Source organism: Candidatus Zixiibacteriota bacterium, assembly GCA_026397505.1.
Classification (GTDB): domain Bacteria; phylum Zixibacteria; class MSB-5A5; order GN15; family PGXB01; genus JAPLUR01.
This window is the reverse complement of sequence record JAPLUR010000042.1, coordinates 1-20,869: the sequence shown is the minus strand read 5'-3', so window position 1 is coordinate 20,869 and position 20,869 is coordinate 1. Positions and strand designations below refer to the sequence as shown.

Sequence of the window (20,869 nt, the reverse complement as noted above, 5' to 3'; positions counted from 1 at the left end):
TAATGGCTCGTGAAATACTTATAGATCCTATCACCAGACTTGAAGGGCACGGAAAGATTGACATTTTCCTGAATGATAAAGGGGATGTCGAGCGCGCCTACCTTCAGATACCGGAACTGCGCGGATTCGAGAAGTTTGCCGAAGGACGTCCGGCAGAGGATATGCCGCAGATTACATCACGTATCTGCGGGGTCTGCCCCACGGCGCATCATATGGCCGCCACCAAAGCGCTGGATGACCTGTACAAGGTTGATCCGCCGTCGGCGGCCAAGAAGATCAGAGAGTTGGTTTACAGCCTTTTCTATGTCGAAGATCATGCTCTTCATTTCTTCTTCTTGGGCGGCCCCGATTTTGTTGTCGGTCCAACCGCACCCAAAGCGGAGAGGAATATTCTCGGTGTTTTGGGGAAAGTCGGCTTGGATATCGGCAAGGAAGTCATCGGATTGCGCAAGCAAATTCGGGAGTTGATTATCCTGGCGGCCGGGAAGGTAATCCATCCGGTTTTTGGATTGCCGGGCGGAATTGCCAAGCCGATAAACAAGGACGATCAGCAGAAGTTTATTGCCGGCGCGGAACATGCGGTCAAGTTCGCAGAATTCTCTCTTAGCGTGTTCAATGACATCGTTCTGAAGAATAAGCAGTATGTCGATTATATCCTCTCCGATATGTACACGCACAAGACATACTACATGGGTCAGGTAGATGCCAACAATAAGGTCAATTTCTATGACGGCCTTCTGCGGGTAGTCAAGCCGGACGGCAAAGAGTTCCTGAAATTCAAGGCACAGGATTATCTCAAGCATGTCGCCGAGCATGTTGAACCATGGAGCTATATCAAGTTCTGCTATTTAAAGGATGTCGGCTGGAAAGGTTTTGAGGACGGCCCCGATAGCGGCGTATATGCGGTCGCTCCGCTGGCGCGGCTGAATGCCGCCGACGGTATGGCCACTCCCAAAGCGCAGGCGGCTTACGAGTTGTTTTACAAGACACTCGGCGGCAAACCGGTGCATCACACGCTGGCCAACCACTGGGCGCGTCTGATTGAATTGCTCTATGCGGCCGAACGGTCGGTGGAACTGGCCAAGGATCCCGAAATTGTCAGCCCCAATGTTCGCACCATACCAAAAGAGATTCCCAAAGAGGGTATCGGTGTGGTCGAGGCGCCGCGCGGAACGTTGTTCCATCACTACCAGACCAACGAGAAAGGTGTTATCACCATGGCCAACCTGATCGTGGCGACGCAAAACAATGCCGCCAGGATAGCCATGTCGGTCGACAAGGCGGCGCGCGGCCTGATCAAAGGCGGCCAGGTGAACGACGGCCTGCTCAATATGGTCGAGATGGGTTTCCGGGCCTATGACCCCTGTCACGGATGCGCCACGCACGCCTTGCCGGGGCAGACCCCTTTAATCGTAAGGGTTTATGATGCACAGCATGAGCTGGTCAAAGAGATTCGCCGCGATTAGCTGATATGAAAACGCTCGTGCTGGGTTTGGGTAACGAGCTGCTGGCCGATGATGCAGTCGGTATACTGGCGGCACGGGCGCTCAGAGATGAAATAAAGGGTCAGGCCGAGATCGTGGAAAGCTCCCTCTCCGGCCTGGCCCTTCTTGATTTATTTGTCGGGTATGAGCGCGCCATTGTTCTGGATGCCATCAAGACGGGGAAACATCCGGCGGGGACAATTCTCGATCTGAGTCCCGAGGACCTGGGTGAAGTGTTCGCCCCCTCCCCTCACTATGCCGGCCTCCCGGAAATGCTGGCTCTGGCCCGCGAGTTGCAGTTGGAATTTCCCTGGAAAATAAAAATTTTTGCGCTGGAAGTGGTTGACCCGTATACTGTAGGAGGCGGCCTGAGCGAAAAGGCCGAGCAAGGTATAAAAGAACTGGTGCAGAAAGTCAAACAGCAACTGGAAATCTGGAAAGATTAGACCCGTCATGCATGAACTGCGGATTGCCGAATCGGTGATGAATATTGCACTGAAGGAGATGGATAATCGAAATCTGGCGGCTATTTCGGCGATTGGATTGCGGGTCGGCGCGCTCTCGGGGGTGAATCCGGATGCACTGGAATTCGGCTTTCAGGCGATTACAGTCGATACGAAACTCTCCGGCGCAAAACTGGTGATTGAGGAGGTGCCGGTCAAGGGAATCTGCCGGGCCTGCAAAGAGGATTTTGAGGTTGCAGAATTTGTTTTTGTTTGCCCGCATTGCTTTTCGGGTGATATTGAGGTGACGCAGGGTGAGGAGTTGGATATTGCCTACTTGGAGACGGAGTAGATTCTGGGGATGCAGGTTGGGTTCGGCTCGGATAAATGACGGAAAGTAAGATGACGAAGAAAATTAATATTGAGGAAAAAGTTCTTTCCGAGAACGACCGTCTGGCGGCGGAGATAAGGAAGAAACTGGCGGCTAGGCGGATTGTCTCGCTCAATTTGGTCAGTTCCCCCGGCTCCGGCAAAACTTCGCTTCTGGAGCGGACGCTGGGTTCTCTTAGCGATGAAATCAATATGGCGCTGATTGCCGGTGACGTGCAGACGGAGAACGATGCCAACCGTCTCATTAAAGCGGGCGGCAAGGCGGTGCGGCCGATTGTCACTGGCGGCGCCTGCCACCTCGATGCGCGGATGATCACTCGTGTACTGGATGAAATGGATATCGACCGGATTGAAATACTCTTTATCGAGAATGTGGGAAATCTGGTTTGCCCCTCCAGCTATGATTTGGGTGAGGATATGAAGGTGGCGCTGATAAGTACGACCGAGGGGGACGACAAACCGCTCAAATATCCGGCGATGTTTCGCCGGGCCTCGGCGATGGTAATAAACAAGATTGATTTGCTGGGGCTTTCTGATTTCGATATCGAGCGGGTGAAGAAGAATGCGCTTCAGATAAACGGCAATCTGAAGATATTCGAAACGTCTTGCCGTACCGGAGCCGGGCTTGAGTCCTGGTATGAATGGCTCAAGGAATTGGTCGCCGGAAAGAAACTGTAAAAGCCGACCGTCATGCGACCACACCTTGCCGGTGTATCAGATAGAACACAAGAAACAGACGATGGGGATTGATTAATCAAACCCTATTTTGAATATATAATTCAGATGCAATCCAAAGGCTGGTGGGCCACCCGGCCCCTCCAAAAGGAACAAAATTCCAAACTGGACGTATAATCTCCTGTAAAATCTCAATCGAATATAGAAACATTCCCATAGGGAGGATGCATGTTTTCCAGAGTTAATTCCCGGATAATATTTCTGGTTCTGGCGGCCATTGGGACTATCGGCATTTCGAGCGGAATGGCGTTTGACCCACCTAACATCCCCGGCGGCAAATGCGTTGCCGACTATTTTGAGGCCTTTAACGGCGGTGAAGGGGCGATGAAAGGATTCATCCTCGAATGCATTGCCGAACAATCGCTGAAGCAGAGAACAATGGAGCAACGGCTGGAAATGTATCGCAATATGCAAAGGGATTTTGGTCAACTGCGGCCGGACCGTGTGGTCAGAGCGGATAGTGCCACGGCGACCATATTGGTGGAAAGCGGAGACAAAACCTGGTTTACGTTTTCGTTCCAATTTGAGGCTTTGCCGCCATTTAAATTGCTCGGCATAAGGATTGAAGAGGCCGATCCGACAATTGTCGATCAGCCGGCAACACCTATGGCCGAACAGGAGTTTCTTGATTCGCTGGGTAATCGTCTGGACAAAATGGCGCAGAATGATGAGTTTTCGGGAGTGGTGCTGGTCGCGAAGAAGAATGTACCGATTTTCCAGAAGGCATATGGGCTGGCTAACAAGGAATTCGGGGTGCCCAATCGCATAGATACGAAGTTCAATCTGGGTTCGATCAATAAGCTATTTACCAAAGTAGCTATCGGGCAATTGATTCAGAAGGGGAAAATAAAGTTTGAGGATACGCTGGGGAGGTTTCTTCCCGATTATCCCAATCCTGAGGCGCGAAGTAAAGTAACGGTCGATCATTTGCTCAATATGACGGCCGGAATCGGCGATTTTTTCGGGGAAAAGTACGACAACACTCCCAAGGATCGTTTCCGCACGAACAATGATTTTCTGCCGATGTTCGACAGTCTTCCCCTGGCTTTTGAACCGGGAAGTCGAAACCAGTACTCCAACGGCGGGTATATTTTGCTCGGCGCTATCATTGAGGCGGCATCGGGACAGGAGTACTATGACTACATACGGGACAATATCTATCGGCCGGCCGGGATGACCAACAGCGATTCCTATGAGGCGGATATGCCGGTGGCCAACCTGGCCGAAGGATATACTCGTCCGGAGGGTGAAAAAGAGGCGCCCCGGCGGAAAAATATTTACTCACGTCCGGCCCGAGGAAGCGCCGCGGGCGGCGGTTATTCCACGGCCGAAGATCTGCTCAAATTCACCATTGCCCTGCAAGAGAACATTCTCCTTTCGCCCGCCTATGCCGAATGGCTTCTCACCGATGAGCGCCCCGGAACGGCAAAGCCAGCAGCATCTGGGCCGGCCGGCATCGTTCCGCCGCGAGGAATCGGGGTGGCCGGCGGCGCCCCGGGAATTAATGCGGCTCTGGAGGCGGATTTTTCGACTGGTTACACGGTGGTCGTAGTGGGGAATTATGACCCGCCCAATGCTGGTCGGGTCGCGGCGCTGGCCCGACAGTGGCTGACACGGGTTGCGAAGTAGAAATGAGGTGCCTTCCGAGGGGGAAGGCAGATAGCCCGAAGGGGCTGCATATCGGCGCAGGAATCGGGCAAAAGTCAGATAATAGATTGATATTACCCATTCGGTTCCGTATCTGTCATCTGCCCTGCCAGTGGGCGATTTAGATATCGGGGCGTTAACATTTTGAACCGATTTATATTGACATTTGGCTTGCGGCCATTAAATTACAACTAATGGTGGAAGGATTTCCCAGAGGTAAGGATGTCTGGAATTTCTTACGGTTACTCTGATAGACTATGAGGACAATTTCCTTTTCCGGCGAAGAGCAGAATAGATTCCATATCGGAGTCTCTCTGTCAAATGGGAATTCTCTAATTATCGCGCAAAATCCTTTAACTGACGAAAGGAGGTGGAATAGTGAAGCTAGTCGTATTGTCACAGCTTGAAATCGCCAATAGGCCGTTACCCATTATCGGGCCTTTCCCCATCGTTTGCATGAATAACGAGCCGCCGGTTTGCCGTAAGTACAAACCGTAATTTCTTGGCAAAAAGTGAATGCGCCGGCAGGAATTCTTGTCGGCGCATTGCTTGCCGTTATGCAAGACTCAACGAGCGCAGCTTGGGCAATTCTAGAGTTATGAAGATTGAAGTTACCCCCTAAGGCGAAGAGGAGGTGGAAGAGTGAAACTAATCACATTGCCGCAGATGGAAATTGTGGGCAAGCCGAATCTCTGCATTTCCAAATGTCCTCTTTTTATCATATGTAAGAACTACAAATAATGGTCATGGGGACAGAGCGACGCGTATCGGTTGAAGTAATGCCGCAGCACAGTCGAATTGAGAACAAAGATCCTTTCTTAGAGCATGCGTAAGCATGTAATGGAATAAGAGACCCTCACATGGAACCGAAAGGAGGTGAAATAGTGAAACTAATTAATTTCCCACAGCTCCAGATTAATCCGCAGTCTCCTTACTACATCATTTGCATGATTAATGAGCCGCCGGTCTGCCGCAAGTATAAACCGTAATAATCAGGCAGTTTTTTCGTGCGCCGGTGATAAAATCACCGGCGCACGGCCGACAGAAAAGATGATTTTGTAACAATGACAGGCCACATCGCCGAAAGACAAACATGAAACCATCACCTTACAACCATTTCTTCGATGCCAAAGACGGCAGCATGATTCTGGCTTTCAACAGCTATACCGGCGCCATGGCCGAGATCGAGAAACAACACTATCCCCGCGTGCAGCATCTGCTGGCTCATCCCGACGGAGCCGAGACAGAGCAGGATAGAGAGTTTATGCATTGTTTAAAGGACGGTGGATTCCTGATTGCCGACGCTGTCGACCAGACGGCGGCATTGAAAACCAGGGCGCGCTCCACCCGGCTTGAGGGTAATACTTTGACACTTACTATCGCGCCGACGCTCGCCTGCAATTTCGATTGTGATTACTGCTTTGAATCGCACTCGAATGTCCGGATGGCCGAAGATACACAAGATGCACTCCTGAAATTCACCGATCGCTATCTGACTCGAGCCGCGGCGCTGCGTATCTGCTGGTTCGGCGGTGAACCGACTCTCTGCTTTTCTATTCTCGAGCGGCTTCAGAGCAAGCTGTTGGAACTGGCCGAAAAGCATCGTGTCAATATTATGCCCGGCGCGATTATCACCAACGGCTATCTGCTGGATGAGGCAATGGCGCGGCGTCTCAAGGATTTGAGCATTGCCCAGGCCCAGATAACGATCGATGGCCCTGCGGCGGTGCACGACAGCCGCCGCAAGCTCCGTAACGGCCGGGGAACATTCAACAGGATTATCGACAACCTTTCGGTGACGGCCGACATTCTTAACATAAACGTGCGCATAAATGTGGATAAAGAAAATGTCGATTCGGCCTGCGAGGTTGCGGAGCAGCTGCAGCAGCGCGGGATTCTTCCCAAGATTAAGGTCTACTTCGCGCAAGTGACATCATCGGGAGCCGCCTGCTCCAATATTCGTGACAGATGTTATGACGACAAGGAGTTTTCGGAAACTCTGGTATTGATATACCAGAGGCTGTTTGACATGGGCATGAGACAGGTTGATTATCCTCACGTAATGACCGGCGCCACCTGCGGGGCGATATGCGAAGGGCATTTTGTCGTTTCTCCGACCGGGCATCTGTTCCGTTGCTGGGAGGATCTGGCGCTTGATCCGGCCAAGTCAATCGGTCATCTCACGGCACTGACTCCCGACGATATGCAGAGGAAAAATCTGGAGACTTACACGGCCTGGGATCCGTTTAAATTGGCGGAATGCCGGGAATGCAAAATCTTCCCTGTCTGCATGGGGGGCTGCCCGATGCGGAGCATACAGAATCCTGAAGTACCTCACGGAGTATGTTCATCTTGGAAATACAACTTCAAGGAGATGCTTGCACTTGCCCATTCCGGCGCCGCAAGACAGGCGGCCGCGGAATGAAATTGCACCGGCGCAACATCAGCAGGCTTAAAATACTATGACAGATCAATCGGAACGAATACCGGAAATTGTCGGCTGGGAGATAACCAATCAATGTAATCTTTCCTGCCCTCATTGTTACAGCGCCGCCGCCCGACGACCGCATGATGAGATGAATACGGATGAATGCAAAGGGGTTATCGACGCCATGGCGGGAATCGGGGTCAAGATGATCGGCTGGACCGGCGGCGAACCGCTTCTGAGAGAAGACCTCGAAGAACTGACGGAGTATGCCTGGGCGAAGGGGATCAAGTCGAATATTACCACCAATGGCATTCTTCTAAACCAAACGCGGGCGGCGCGTTTGATAGAGGGCGGCATTCGCGCGATTCAGATCAGTCTCGACGGTTCCACGCCGGAGATGAACCACCGGATGCGGGGGGCGAGCGCCGAGGAATTTCATAAAATCATTGAGGCAATCCGTATCAGCAAAGGCCTCGGCACAAGAGTGATACTGGCGACCTTGATTGGAAAAGAGAATCTGGGCGATATCCCCGAGATGATGAAACTGGCCGGTAGAGAAGGGGTGGATACGATCCGATTCTGCGGATTTGCGCCGGTCGGAAGAGGGAAGCACGGTAATGTCAATGAGCGACTGAATCTGACCGATGAGCTGGCGGGTCTGCTTCGCTTTGTCGAAGAGGCGCAGGCTAATAATTCACTTGTGACGTCCTTTGATGTCAGTTTCGGCCCGTGTCCGCCCGAATACGGATTTCATAAATGCATCGCAGGGGTGGAGACGTTCTACCTGAAAGGCAACGGCGATATATATCCTTGTACGGCTCTGATGGATAAAAGGTTTAAAGTCGGCAATCTCCGCCAGCGCCCGCTGGAAGAGATATGGAATTTGCCGGAGATGCGGGCAATGTCGATTGTTCCACGGGAGGAGATTCACGGGGAGTGCGGGTCATGCGACAATTTTACTAACTGCCGCGGAGCCTGCCGGGGGGCGACGCTGGCCCATACCGGCGATATCAAAGCTTCGTTTCCGCTATGCCTTTATAAGACGGCGCTGGAAGTTAAACCAAATATAAACAGATAAGTCTTTTCTTTTCGACGGCGTGCAGTGCTTCTCAGGATCAGAAGGAATTGCTTTTTATAATTAGAGGGCTGGCGCATTTAAGATAGGATAGATGCAATATGTGACGGGTCACACTTCCGCCGATGGCGGGTTTGAGAATCCGCCAATCACAGTACTTACCGGACAGCCCCTGTCGGTCGATCCATACGAGAAGTAAAATCTCTGACTAACGGGCGTTGGGGTCTTCCTGCATCAGACCAAAGATGTTCCCCTCGGTATCCTTGCCGTAGGCCATCCAGCCGATACCCGGCACCGCCGATTTCGGCATCACGATCGTCCCTCCGGCGGCAATTACTTTTTTGACATAATCATCCACCGAGGGAACATCGAGGGTGCAGACAAAGGCTATCACGGAATCGCCGGTGACAGTGCCGTGGCGGCGCATCAAACCGCCGTTGATCCCCGGCTTGCCCGGCTCGCCGGTCATAACCATCCAGTACTCGACCGGCCCGTTCCATTTCTGGATTTTCCAGCCGAAGGAATCGGTATAGAATTTTGCCGCCCTTTCGGGGTTATCGGCATGAATTTCAAAGTGTACAACTCTGGGCATAGATTTCTCCTTTTTTGGAAAATATACGATTCTTGGGCGAGACATTTATGGATTTATTTGGCGGAGTAAAACGGGGTCAACATGCAGGCCACCCCTACGGAAAATAATATCAGGGGTCATCCGCCAGCCCAAATTGTTGTCCTTGCCTAAACCGGCATTTTAGCATAAATTCACCAAGCTATAAAGAAAAGAAACTGATTTTAGAGCAGTGACGTATATAAGGCCATGAACTTTTCTGGGAAAGATGCTGAATTTCTTATCACATAATATTCCGGAGTCTCTATGAAAAAACTGATGCTAACGGCGTTGCTCGGTTTATTCCTATTGAGCAATGTTGCCCCAGCCCAGCCGGCGGCAAATTCGGGTGAGGCGCGGCTGCTGCGTTTCCCGAATGTCTCCAAAGACAAGATCGTTTTCTCTTATGGCGGCGATATCTACACCGCCCCGCGTGCCGGCGGGCAGGCGGCGCGCTTGACCAGCCACGAGGGATTGGAGCTGTTCCCGCGCTTCTCCCCTGACGGCAGCATGATTGCATTCAGCGGGCAATACGACGGCGAGATGTCGATTTATGTCATGCCGACTGTCGGCGGCGAGCCGAAACAACTGACTTTTCACCCCGGTATTGCGCATACGGCCGAGCGGTTTGGCCCGGAGAATATGACGCTGGGGTGGTCTAACGACGGCAAGAAAGTTCTTTATCGCTCGCGCAAGGAAGCGATGAGTTGGTGGGAGGGGCGGGCCTATCTGGTGGATGTAAAGGGTGGGCTATCCGAGCCGTTGCCGATGGTTTCGGCGGGATTTACCAGTTTTTCGCCGGATGGCAAGAAGGTCGCCTATTGCCCTATTTCCCGCGATTTTCGCACCTGGAAACGATACAAAGGGGGCATGGCGCAGGATGTCTGGATATTCGACCTGAAAGATTTCAGTTCTGAGAAAATCACCGACTGGGTCGGCACCGACAATATTCCGATGTGGTACGGCGATAAAATTTATTTCAACTCCGATCGCACCTCAAAACCGGACAGCGCCGGGACGCTCAATCTTTTCTGTTATGACACCAAAACCAGGCAGATTCATCAGGTGACCAATTTTACCGACTTTGATGTTCGCTGGCCGAGTCTTGGCGCCGATGCCATCGCTTTTGAAAATGCCGGATATGTTTATCTACTGGAACTGCCTTCGGAACAGGTGAGCAAAGTTGCGGTCAGTCTGATCACCGACCGGCATACGGTTCGTCCCGAGATAGTGAAAGCCTTTGACCGGTTATATGATTTCGATATCTCCCCAGACGGTAAACGGGCAGTTTTCTCGGGGCGCGGCGATATATTCACCGTGCCGGCCAAGGAAGGTAACACGCGTAACCTGACCAATCTGACCGGCTCCAAGGAGGTTGTCCCGCGCTGGTCGCCCGACGGCAAGTGGCTCGCCTTTAATTCCGACAGCACCGGCGAGGAGGAACTCTATCTGGTGTCGCAGGACGGCAAAGAGAAAATTCGGCTGACCACCGACGGTCACTGCCGTAAGTTCGAACCACAATGGTCGCCCGACAGCAAGAAGCTGGTTTTTTCGGATAGAGATAAGAATGTGTACTACATCGATATCGCCACCAAGAAGCAGGCCAAGATAGATTTCTCGCCACGGAGCGATGTGCGCGGCTTCTCATGGTCGCCGGACAGCAAGTATCTGGCTTATGTTAAAGCAGGTCAGAACGATATCAGAGCGATATATATTTATTCTTTCGCCGACGGCTCGATACATCAGGTGACCCCCGGATACACCGATGATTATTCGCCCGCTTTCGATCCCGACGGCAAATATCTCTATTTTCTTTCGGAAAGAAATTTCAACCCGATCTTAAGCACCTATGAATTCTCGTCGGTTAACAATGCCATTACGAATCTCTATCTGATTGTCCTTTCTGCGACCGGCCCCTCTCCCTTTGCGCCGAAGAGTGATGAAGTCACTGTAATGGATAAGAAAGAAGGGAAAGCCGACAGCGCCAAGGGGGGAGAAAAAGAAGGCAAAGGAGAAGAGAAGAAGCCGGTCGACGTTAAAATCGATTTTGACGGCATATATGACCGCGAGGTAGCCTTTGATCTCCCGGCAGGCGAATATTACGGTCTCGCCGCTATGCAGGGTGCGGTTTTCTATATCAGCCGACCGATGCGCGGACTGATGGGAAAAGTCGGCAAAGAGGATGAGGTTCTGCACAAATATATCCTTGAAGACAGAAAAGATTATGAATTTGCCGGCGGTGTCACCGACTATGCTCTGGTCCCGGACGGAAAAAAGACTCTCCTTAAGAAGGGGAATGATTATTTCATAGCCGAAACGGGTGGCAAGAAGGCCGAACTTGAGGATAACCGGCTGGATCTATCCCGGATGGAAATGCTGGTGGATCATATGGTCGAGTACCGTCAGATGTACGATGAAACCTGGCGGATGGAGAGAGATTTCTTCTACGATCCCAATATGCATGGGGTCAACTGGAAGAAGATTCATGATAAATATGAAGTCCTTCTCCCCTATGTTATCAACCGGTTCGATTTCACCTATATATTGGGCGAGATGCTTGGCGAACTCTGCTGTTCTCATACTTATGTTGGGGGCGGTGATATGCCCCCTATCAATCCCAGCAATACCGGCCTTCTGGGGGCTGATTTTGAACTTGATAAGGCAAGCAATCGAATTCGGATTGCGAAAATTCTCAAGGGTGAGAACTGGGACAATGAACTTCGTTCGCCTTTGACCGAACCCGGCATAGAAGTTAAACCGGGCGACTATCTTTTGGCCATTGACGGGCATCAGGTGACCGGTGAGATTGACCCATATCTGCTCACGGTCAATACAGTGGGCAAAACTGTCACCTTGACAATCAATAGCCGACCTTCTATGGAGAGTTCACGCGAGGTGACAGTCAAACCGATTGCCTCCGAGGAAGCTCTGCGGTACTATAACTGGGTAGATAAGAATCGGCAGTATGTCGATATGGTTTCAGGGGGTAAAATCGGTTATATTCAGATACCGGATATGGGTAGTTATGGCCTGGTCCGCTTCATGAAAATGTTCTATCATCAGACCCGCAAAGAGGGGTTGATTATTGATGTCAGATATAACGGTGGCGGTTTTGTCTCCGATCTTATCATGCAGAGACTTAGGCAGCCGGTGCAGGCGATGGGAGTCGGCCGGGATACGGTGGTGGTGCCCACCGGTCTTAATGCCCATATGATCACCATGTGTAATGAATTTTCCTGTTCCGACGGCGATTATTTCTCCTATTTCTTCCGCGAAAACAAACTTGGCCCACTTCTGGGGAAGCGCACCTGGGGCGGTGTAGTCGGCATCGGGGGATTTCCGCCGCTCCTCGATGGTGGGTATTTCACGGTGCCGGAGGGGACGATTTACAATATGAAGGGCGAGTGGGTGATGGAAAATGTTGGCGTTCAGCCGGATATGGAGGTGGATAATCTTCCCGGACGCCTAATACAAGGGCATGATGACCAGTTGGATAGGGCTATTGAATATTTGCAGAAAAAGATCAAGGAAGAGCCCAGAAAATTGCCGCCGCGTCCGGCCCCGCCGACGCCAAGGTAAGGTTTAGGACCGGCAGGAATCTTCCCAATATCTCTTTCTTAGCTGTTTGGCCCAATGGTTCCAGTAATCATTGGGCCTTTTCATTGCAGGCATTTCGGGGTACCGTGGAACTCAGCCGGGCTATATTGGAATAGAGAGCAAATTATGCCATTGGGGGCAAACGAAGCTGAATAATTGGACAATTCTGCATGGGGATGATGTTTTTTGCCATGCTATCCATACCCCGATCCTGATTCAGGGTGGTATCATTTTCCTTATAATTTGCCAGCCGGGCGAGGAATATAATCAGGATTCCATGACATTCAGGCTATCATATTAAATAACAACAATTTCGACCATTTTTGCCCACAATTGAATTGCCAATCATGAGTAATAAAGTCTGGCATTATTTAGATTCGCGAATAAATTAGTGCCATTGACACGAAACCTATAAATGATAATGTTCTCTAACCCATTGTTAATGTTATAATTCCCCCAAACATATGGGGCTTCAAAAAAAATGCATGAAATCAGGATAAATTCACTTGACATTCTCCTGTTTTATATTAGATTTGGAGCAAAACATGAGAGAAAATACCTTTACTGTCCTGATTACTTGCGTAGAATAGATGAGTGATAACGGAATTAGCTTTGAATATGAATACTTGTGAAATAGTTCACGCGCTTTTTTCGCACACGGAAGTTTGTGAAAATGTTCACTTGCCTTCATCGCGTATCAATTCTTGTGAAAATTTTCACACGGGTACCCTGTTCTCTCGTGGGCGTCGATGTTTCGGAATGGTCATAATTGCATATTTTCTGATGATATTTGGCATTTTCACTCCGTCCTATCTTTCATCGCAGGAATTGATTTCGGTCCCGGCCGACCTTGTTCGCGAGTTGAAGCTTCCGGGGGCAGTAAATCACTTTTTGCGTCCGTCCAGGATATTGGCGGATAATAGAGTCAGCGAAATCTATTTGGCGGACGCCGGTAATGACAGAATTGTGATAATGAATCAGGATGGGCTGTATAAATTCGAGTTTTCAACATCAGAACAGTGTGGGGCGCCGACAGATATAGCGGTCGACTCCGCCGGTCATGTTTTTGTGCTGGGGACAAACAACTCGGGACAGGGCATATTTGAGTATGACTATAATGGCATTTTTTTACGCCAGTTCACCTCCGATTCCTTAATCGCCAATGCCAAAATAGGGGCGATTGCTTTTGACAGCCGGCAGAGACTATATGTAACTGATGGGCGTGGCAAGCGAATTCTGAGATTTTCAGATAATGGCCTGATAGATAAGGAATTCCCGGCGACTTCCGACCTGACAGGGAATCTTCTGCGCGACGTTTCTTATGGAGCTATGGCGATCAGCAGCGACACCATTTACCTTCCGGTCAGTTCCATCGGGACGGTCTATTGTCTGGATCTGGAGGGGAATAAGATTCGGGAGATCGGTTATTTTGGCACTCAGGCGGGCGAATTGAATTTCCCCGTGGCGGTGGCCGTCGCTCCCGATAGGACGGTTCTGGTTCTTGATAAACATCGCTACAACGTATCCTGCTATACCGGCGATGGCCAATTCCTGGGTGAGTTTGGGGGCAAAGGAGTCAGTCCGGGATGGTTTTATCATCCCACCTGGCTGGCGGTTGACGGCAATGGTCTGATATATATTGGTCAGATTTTCAATAATAAGATTCAGGTCTGCCGGATGCCGGAGCGTATTCGCGAGCGTCAAACTAAGATTATTAATGACAACAATATACAAGAAAAGTCGCTGAACGGTTCTGACAACCAGACCGGGCAGATACTGGATAATAGGTCGCGGAAGACAACCTTTGCGGCCATAAACAACTATCAACATTTTGGAGGTATTTTTCATGCGTAAGCTCCTACTGCTTGCAGCCGGAGTGTTGTTTGTGCTCGGCGGCACCGCCTATGCATTCCACGACGAGGGTGTTGCCCGGTGTAGTGGTTGCCATACCATGCACAACAGCCAGAATAATGCTCTGGTTGATGCCAACAGCCCCAACGGCAATCCGTGGCTGCTGAAAGACGCCACCCCGAGTGACGTCTGTCTGTCATGTCATGCTGTCACCCACGGCAACGAATTCACCGGCACTCCGCTGAATCCGCCGCCGCAGACTGCGGCCGGCAGTTTCATCTTCTTGACGGCTGCCAATCTTAATGATGGGCGCAGCGGCAGTTACCCCGGCAGAACCGCCGGCCACAACATTGTGGCTCCCGGTTATGCTCTTGCCGCTGATGGAACGGTTCTGGATGCTCCGGGCCACGGCGCGATCGCCTTCCCGTCTTCGGACCTCGGATGCTCCAGTTGCCATGACCCGCATGGTAACACCAATTTCCGTATGCTTTATGGCATCGGCTCTATCCAGGATGGCCTGTTCACATTCACGAATGCCGCCCCGCTTGCGGAGGGGGTGTCATATGATGACACCGTCTCCAATGTCAAACACACCGCCTATCATAGCGGCATGAGCGCCTGGTGCGGCAACTGCCACGGCGATTTCCACAACAATAACACCAAGCTGATTCACCCTTCCGGAATGACGCTGGGTGGTACCATCGCCGGTACATACAATCGTTATAATGGTACCGGCGACCAGACCGGTGGTGTTCAGGCAACTGCTTTCCTGGAACTGGTACCGTTTGAAGATCCGACCATGGACACTACTTCGACGACCGGCCCGACCGCTTCCAGCCAGGTAATGTGCCTGACCTGCCATCGCGCCCACGCTTCCTCGGCTCCCGATGCCGGTCGCTGGGATTTCATTGTCGGCACGCTTGATGCGGACGGTGTGAGATCCGGCACCTATGCCATTCCAAGCCCATATACGATGGCCGGAGTGAAACAGCGTTCGCTTTGCAACAAATGCCACAACAAGGATGTTGGTGACGCGCTGACATTTTAATGAAATATTGATTCTAATGTCCTCACTCTGACGGCACATTGAGTCATTAGAATAATGAGATTCAAGACGCCCGGGTTTGATACCCGGGCGTTTTGATGACAGGCATGAAAGTAAATTGTGAGTTTGAAGAGATAATACTGGATGTCATGTCGCAGGAAAGATATATTAAGGCACGATAAAATGGATAAATACGGTTTTCCTCTTCAATTTGATATGTTCTCCGCTGACAAAAGATGGAAAAGCCGGTATCGAGCCGCCGCGTCAAATTAATGATTTCTCGGCCGCAGGAGAATATGCAGAGATACAGAAGTCGGCATAGCCGAATGACACATTTTGAAACGGCGTTGATAGCTCTAAGCCTCCTTTTCTTTGGGGGCGCTATTCCAGCGGGCGCTCTTCTGTCAAATAATTTGCACGGCAACGCTCAGATTTCGGGGTTGCAATTGAATTCTTCGGACGGCAGGACAAAATCGCTTGGGCAGGATTATACGGTCAATTGGTCAAAGAACCTGATTTCATACCTGGGCACTCGCGCCTCCTTGCACTATTACAATATTGGCGTGGATGAAATACAAGGGACACATATGTGGCGCCGGGAGTTTCAGCCTCAGGGAGAATTGTTCTGGAATCATCCGGTTTATACGATCAACGGAAATCTGATCCATCAAAAATCCACCAGCAACGACGCCACCACGAATCTGATTCAAAATAATTCATCGGTCGCATTTGCGACCCGGGCCGTATCATATCCGGTTCTAAAATTCCGTTATCAATGGGATCATTCTTTTAGTGAGGTAAATACGGTCATCGAGGGTACTACTGATGAGACCCCAACCGGCGGCAATGCCCGGAATACGCGTCGGAGACTCTGGCAGGCGGCATTAAGCTATTCCTGGAAGAACCGGGATTTTTATTACAGCATGGGGCGCAATAAGAATAACGATCTTGTCACCGGTCTCAAAATTATCAACCGGCAGCATCAATTCCGCTGGAATCAAACAAGTATAGCGATAGGCAAGCATCTTAAGCTCAATTCCTCGTATAATTTCATATATCGGTCTCAGGAGACGAGCCGGCCGCCCACCGCCGCGGTGCTGCGGCCAATTCCCTTTGTGGCGGCCCTGTATGCCTACGACCCGACTCCTGATCTGGGCCAACTGGATACTCTTCCCACGCTCGCGGATGGTAACAACTCCTCTCCGGTTACGCCGGAGATTGATATCGGCAAGGCCCTGCTTGACCGCAATATCGGAGTTGATTTTGGATTTCCCCGGGCAGTGAGCGCCCTGTATATTTATACCGATCGCCCCTCAGGTTCCGGGTTGGGCTGGAGTGTTTATATTTCCGGTGATAATCTGACCTGGGACATGATTGAAGGGAATGTTATTACGGTATTCAATACCAGTTTCGGTCGATATGAGATCGAATTCACGGAGCAGAAAGCCCGTTATATAAAGGCGGTAAATTACGGCGCCAACGATGTGCCATTGGCGCTGGTGACCGAAATCGAGGCCTGGGACTTATTCAGCGAGTCGTCTCAGGAAAAGATCCATCAAACATCGCATAATATCAATCTGGGCAGCGCCTATGTACTCTCGAAAGTATTGACTTCATCGGCAGATATTTCCTACCGTCTGGAGCCAAAGGGAGAATTCTCGGACAGCCGCAACCAATTCTTTTATAATCTGGCGCTGCGGCACAATCCGAAAGCCACCCTGACCCAGGATATTCGATTCCAGGGGGGAACAGAGAATTTCAAGGCCACGAATATGCGCAATACGAGTACCAATCTTACCTATAATCTCAAAGTAAGTCCGATAAAAACGGTGGAATTTTCATTTGTGGCTCTGACGCGCTCGAATTATATTAATCGGGTGAAAACACAAGAGAGCAATAGCCTGTTTTTCTTGACAAAGGCGAATTTACTGGACGCCCTAACCGTGTCCCATGATGTCGGATTCAGCCGCAATAATCTGTTTGATTCTCATAATCGGTTCGACACCTGGACATATCATTTTTCTACCAGCGGCGCCGTATCGCGTTCTCTCGCCGCCAGTTTTGCTTTCGTGTATCAATCGACGTCGGTGCACCAGACCGATGATTTTCGCATTCGACGCCAGTACCGTCTCGGCATCAACTATCGGGTGACGACAAATATCCATTTTTCCGGCGCGCTGGCCGCCAATTATGAAACCAAGAATATATTTTATTCGCAGGATTACAATCTAAGCTGGACGATGAGTGAAAAGATTACGGTTGGGGGCGGTTATGCCATAAATGACAGCCGAAACGGCGTTCGCTATGAGCGGAGCAATGCACAGATAAACTTCCAATTCAGTCCCCGAACCACGGCCTTTGCCAATTATTCCAGAAGCAATACCTCCCTGAGTGACGGGGGCCGGATAAGTTTCATACAGGTAGGATTGAATACGGGATTCTAAATTGAGGACTGCATAAGATGAAGATAATATTATTGATTACGTTGGTGTTGCCGGCTCTTCTGCTGTGCGGGTGCGCCGGCGGTCCGACCGTATTTTTAAATCGCGATTACAATTATCAATATCTTGAGCGGGTGGCAGTGGTTCCCTTTGACAATCTGTCGGATAATCAGGGGGCCGGGCCGCGCGCCACGCGGATTTTTATCTCCCGGCTTCTGGCCATGGAGTCATTTGATGTGGTTGAACCGGGCGAAGTGACCCGCGCCATCGAAAAATTCACAGCCGGCGGGCGTTTCAGCGAAATGACGCAGGAACAGATTCTTAATATCGGCAAAGATCTGAAAGTACAGGGAATCTTCGTGGGCTCGGTCACGGAATTATCGGAGCTTCGCAGCGGCAGTTCCACAACTAATATTGTGACTCTGGTGGTGCGCCTGATTGAGACGGAGAAAGGGACGACGATTTGGTCGGCGACGCATTCGGCGGGTAAACGAGGTTTCTGGGCGTCTTTGTTCGGCGGCGGCGGGAAAACGCAGACAGAGGCCATTCGCGCCTGTGTGGATGGTGTTTTGATGACTTTGATAAAATAGCTATATGATTGCACAGAGTAAATTTCTCATCCATACTTTCTTGATTATGACGTTTATATGTTCCGTTGTCGGTGCGGCCGACGATGGCAAAATGTTCTCTGCTGACTCCGCCATTTTACCGTCTGTTCGGCTCGCCGTATTGCCGTTGGTTAACTACTGCGGTCGTGCCGAAGCGGTAACAGTCTTTTCTCCTCTTATTAACGACTATATCTCGCGCGGAGAATTTACGCTGATAGATTCGGGGAGTCTTGACCGCGAGCTCCGGAAATACCGGATACGTTCGACAGCGACGATTGGTTTCGAAGACGCGGCCAGGATGGCCGGTGATTTGGGGATCGACTATTTCATGCTGGGCTCAATCGATATTTTTCTCCCGGATCAGATTCCGGAGGCCGCAATATCCCTCAGGATTGTCGATGCCGGCGATATGTCCATATTATGGGCCACATCGACCGGGGCAAGCGGTCAGGATTATGTTGGGATGCTTGGTATCGGACGGATTACATCTATGGAGCAATTGGCGCGGCAATTGACCGAAGAATCTCTGGGCGATTTCAATTCTCGAATGATTTATCGCCTGGCGCAGGATCCGGCACGCAGCGTCGGCCCATTGCATGCCCTGGTGGTTTTTGACAATCTCTCGACAGACAAACATGCCGGTGATATCATTACCATGACGGCGATATCTGATCTGGCGGCGAATAATATCCGCATCCTCGAACCCGGAGCCGCGCTGGAATTATTCCGCCAAAACGGACAGTTCCCCAGAGGCGAAGTGGACTTGACTCTTCTCAAACAGCTGCATGAGAGGTTCAAGGTTGAGCGGGTTATCACCGGTAGCGTCGATCTCTTCCTGCCTGCGCCGGCGGGGGGAGAAACATCGACTCCGGAGATTGAATTGGGCGGCCGGTATCTTGATGCCGCCACGGGAAAAGTATTGGCGGCCGCCGAATTAAGCTGCCGCGGCACCGATTCGGAAACAATATTCAGACTGGGCATCACCCGCTCGCTGGGGAAACTGACGAGGAACGCAACTCATCTTTTGCTGGAGAAGTTACATGTCTTTGAGAAATAGATTCCATTTTGCAAGGAAATTTCGCGGTGCCGCTTTCGATTGCATGGCTATTTTGTTACTTACGTTTATGAGCGCGTCGGCACAGGAAAAAGCACTTACCGTCCAACCGGCGCATACCCTGCGGGAGGCTCTGGTGGTCGTCAATGCCGACACCATATTCGCTTCCGATCTTGACTCCGCCCTGATAACATTCCATTCAAATATCGATCAGGAAAAGCGGGAGGAGTTTGATTACCGGAAGATTCTCAATAAACTGGTGAATGACCGCCTTATCATTCAGGAAGCCATCAATCTGGGAATGGATAAAGAGGCCTGGCTTATCAAACAGATGGAAAAAATCCGGCGTGATAATGCTATCCGCCGCTATCTGGCTGACAATTACAAACCGAATCTGGATATCAGCGAGAGTGAGATTCTTGCCTATTTTCTGAAGAATTATGATAAGATACAGATACGAACCGTGGCGGTGAAGACCATCGACGAGGCGCAGAATCTGATCGGCGCGATAAAGCGGGGCGCTTCCATGGACAGCATTGCCAATGCGGTATCGCTTGATACATACAGATTCCGGGGCGGTCTTCATAGCATAATGCACAGAGTCAGCATTGAAGAAGTTCTGCGTAATCAGGCCCTGAAACTAAAGCCGGGTGAGCTGTCGCCGCCATTCCGTTATGAGCAGGCATATGCGTTTCTCAGGCTCGAGCTGTTTCAGCCGGCCGACACGACGGAAATGCCGCTTTTTAAAAGAATTATTACCGAGCTCCTGAAGTCGCAGAAAAATGAAGCGGCCTGGAATATATATGTCAAAAATCTCGGGACCATGTTTCCCGTGACCACAGATTCAACCGGATGGGCGAATATTCAAAGCGATTCGGCCAAGCTATATACCCAGGATTTCATTAAGAGTTCAGGCGCCGTTATTTTTCATGTAAATGATAAAGATAAAATGACGGATGAGGAATTCAGGACGATGTTATCCAAGGCGGCGATGTCGGTGCAAAATCGGTCTTTCGACAGCATTTTAGAGAGCGTCTCCTCCCGCGCCCGAGATCAGATAATCCTTTCCGCCGCGACTGATAAAGCCGGGTACGCGAATAATCCTCTGGTTGTGGCAGCCTTCAAAAAGAGTCTTGATAGTATGCTGCTGGAAGCGTATCTTAAAGAGACCATAGTATCGCAGATAAAATTCAGCCGGGCCGAATTCGAAACATATTATAAACAGAACCCGGACAGTTTTCGGGAGCCGGAACAGTTTCTGCTAGATCGAATGGCCGTAATTGATTCGGTCAAGGCTCAGGAGGTTGGAGGGCGTCTTGCCGATGGCGCCGATTTTGAATATCTTGCAAGGCAATATGGAGAGCAGGTCAAAGTGGTCAAAGCCGAACAGGAAAACGGATGGGCGCCGTTGTCGATATTTCCTTCGGCGGTATCTTCGGATATCCGCAAATTGACAATCGGCCA

Annotated in this window: 15 protein-coding genes; 14 read left to right on the top strand and 1 reads right to left on the bottom strand. The window is 50.7% G+C overall.

Going from position 1 to position 20,869, the window contains the following annotated elements; all coding sequences use genetic code 11:
• Positions 1-2 precede the first annotated feature (2 nt).
• From NT002_02520 to NT002_02490, 7 genes are all read left to right on the top strand, one after another.
• On the top strand, positions 3-1,466 hold the full coding sequence (locus NT002_02520) for a Ni/Fe hydrogenase subunit alpha (GenBank protein MCX6828143.1): 1,464 nt from the start codon (positions 3-5) through the stop codon (positions 1,464-1,466).
• A 5-nt stretch (positions 1,467-1,471) separates the two neighbouring features.
• Positions 1,472-1,930 (top strand): hydrogenase maturation protease, encoded by a 459-nt coding sequence (locus NT002_02515; protein MCX6828142.1) that lies wholly within the window; start codon positions 1,472-1,474, stop codon positions 1,928-1,930.
• A 7-nt stretch (positions 1,931-1,937) separates the two neighbouring features.
• Entirely contained in the window at positions 1,938-2,279 is a 342-nt protein-coding gene (locus tag NT002_02510; protein MCX6828141.1) for a hydrogenase maturation nickel metallochaperone HypA, read from the top strand.
• A gap of 50 nt (positions 2,280-2,329) precedes the next feature.
• Complete coding sequence (gene hypB / locus NT002_02505; protein MCX6828140.1) at positions 2,330-2,995, top strand: hydrogenase nickel incorporation protein HypB; 666 nt, start codon at positions 2,330-2,332, stop codon at positions 2,993-2,995.
• A gap of 225 nt (positions 2,996-3,220) precedes the next feature.
• Positions 3,221-4,681 (top strand): serine hydrolase, encoded by a 1,461-nt coding sequence (locus tag NT002_02500; protein MCX6828139.1) that lies wholly within the window; start codon positions 3,221-3,223, stop codon positions 4,679-4,681.
• Between the two features lie 1,111 nt (positions 4,682-5,792).
• The gene (locus tag NT002_02495; protein MCX6828138.1) at positions 5,793-7,124 is read left to right on the top strand and encodes an SPASM domain-containing protein; all 1,332 of its coding nucleotides are present in this window, start codon (positions 5,793-5,795) and stop codon (positions 7,122-7,124) included.
• 37 nt (positions 7,125-7,161) lie between these two features.
• Positions 7,162-8,205, top strand: a complete 1,044-nt coding sequence (locus tag NT002_02490) for a radical SAM protein (protein ID MCX6828137.1) — start codon at positions 7,162-7,164, stop codon at positions 8,203-8,205.
• A gap of 205 nt (positions 8,206-8,410) precedes the next feature.
• Here the strand turns inward: NT002_02490 and NT002_02485 are convergent, their stop codons facing one another.
• Entirely contained in the window at positions 8,411-8,794 is a 384-nt protein-coding gene (locus NT002_02485) for a VOC family protein (GenBank protein MCX6828136.1), read from the bottom strand.
• Positions 8,795-9,076: 282 nt separating this feature from the next.
• Here NT002_02485 and NT002_02480 point away from each other — a divergent pair, with 282 nt between their 5' ends.
• The 7 genes from NT002_02480 to NT002_02450 form a co-directional block, all read left to right on the top strand.
• Positions 9,077-12,388 (top strand): PDZ domain-containing protein, encoded by a 3,312-nt coding sequence (locus tag NT002_02480; protein ID MCX6828135.1) that lies wholly within the window; start codon positions 9,077-9,079, stop codon positions 12,386-12,388.
• A 777-nt stretch (positions 12,389-13,165) separates the two neighbouring features.
• Complete coding sequence (locus NT002_02475; GenBank protein ID MCX6828134.1) at positions 13,166-14,260, top strand: NHL repeat-containing protein; 1,095 nt, start codon at positions 13,166-13,168, stop codon at positions 14,258-14,260.
• Positions 14,253-15,305, top strand: coding sequence for a hypothetical protein (locus NT002_02470; protein MCX6828133.1), 1,053 nt, complete (start codon positions 14,253-14,255; stop codon positions 15,303-15,305). Before NT002_02475 ends, NT002_02470 begins: the two co-directional genes overlap by 8 nt.
• 323 nt (positions 15,306-15,628) lie before the next feature.
• Entirely contained in the window at positions 15,629-17,746 is a 2,118-nt protein-coding gene (locus NT002_02465) for a hypothetical protein (GenBank protein MCX6828132.1), read from the top strand.
• Between the two features lie 17 nt (positions 17,747-17,763).
• Positions 17,764-18,333, top strand: coding sequence for a hypothetical protein (locus tag NT002_02460; protein MCX6828131.1), 570 nt, complete (start codon positions 17,764-17,766; stop codon positions 18,331-18,333).
• A gap of 91 nt (positions 18,334-18,424) precedes the next feature.
• Positions 18,425-19,408 (top strand): hypothetical protein, encoded by a 984-nt coding sequence (locus NT002_02455; GenBank protein ID MCX6828130.1) that lies wholly within the window; start codon positions 18,425-18,427, stop codon positions 19,406-19,408.
• A partial coding sequence (locus NT002_02450) for a hypothetical protein (protein MCX6828129.1) occupies positions 19,398-20,869 on the top strand: 1,472 nt, incomplete at its 3' end. The genes NT002_02455 and NT002_02450, both read left to right, overlap by 11 nt.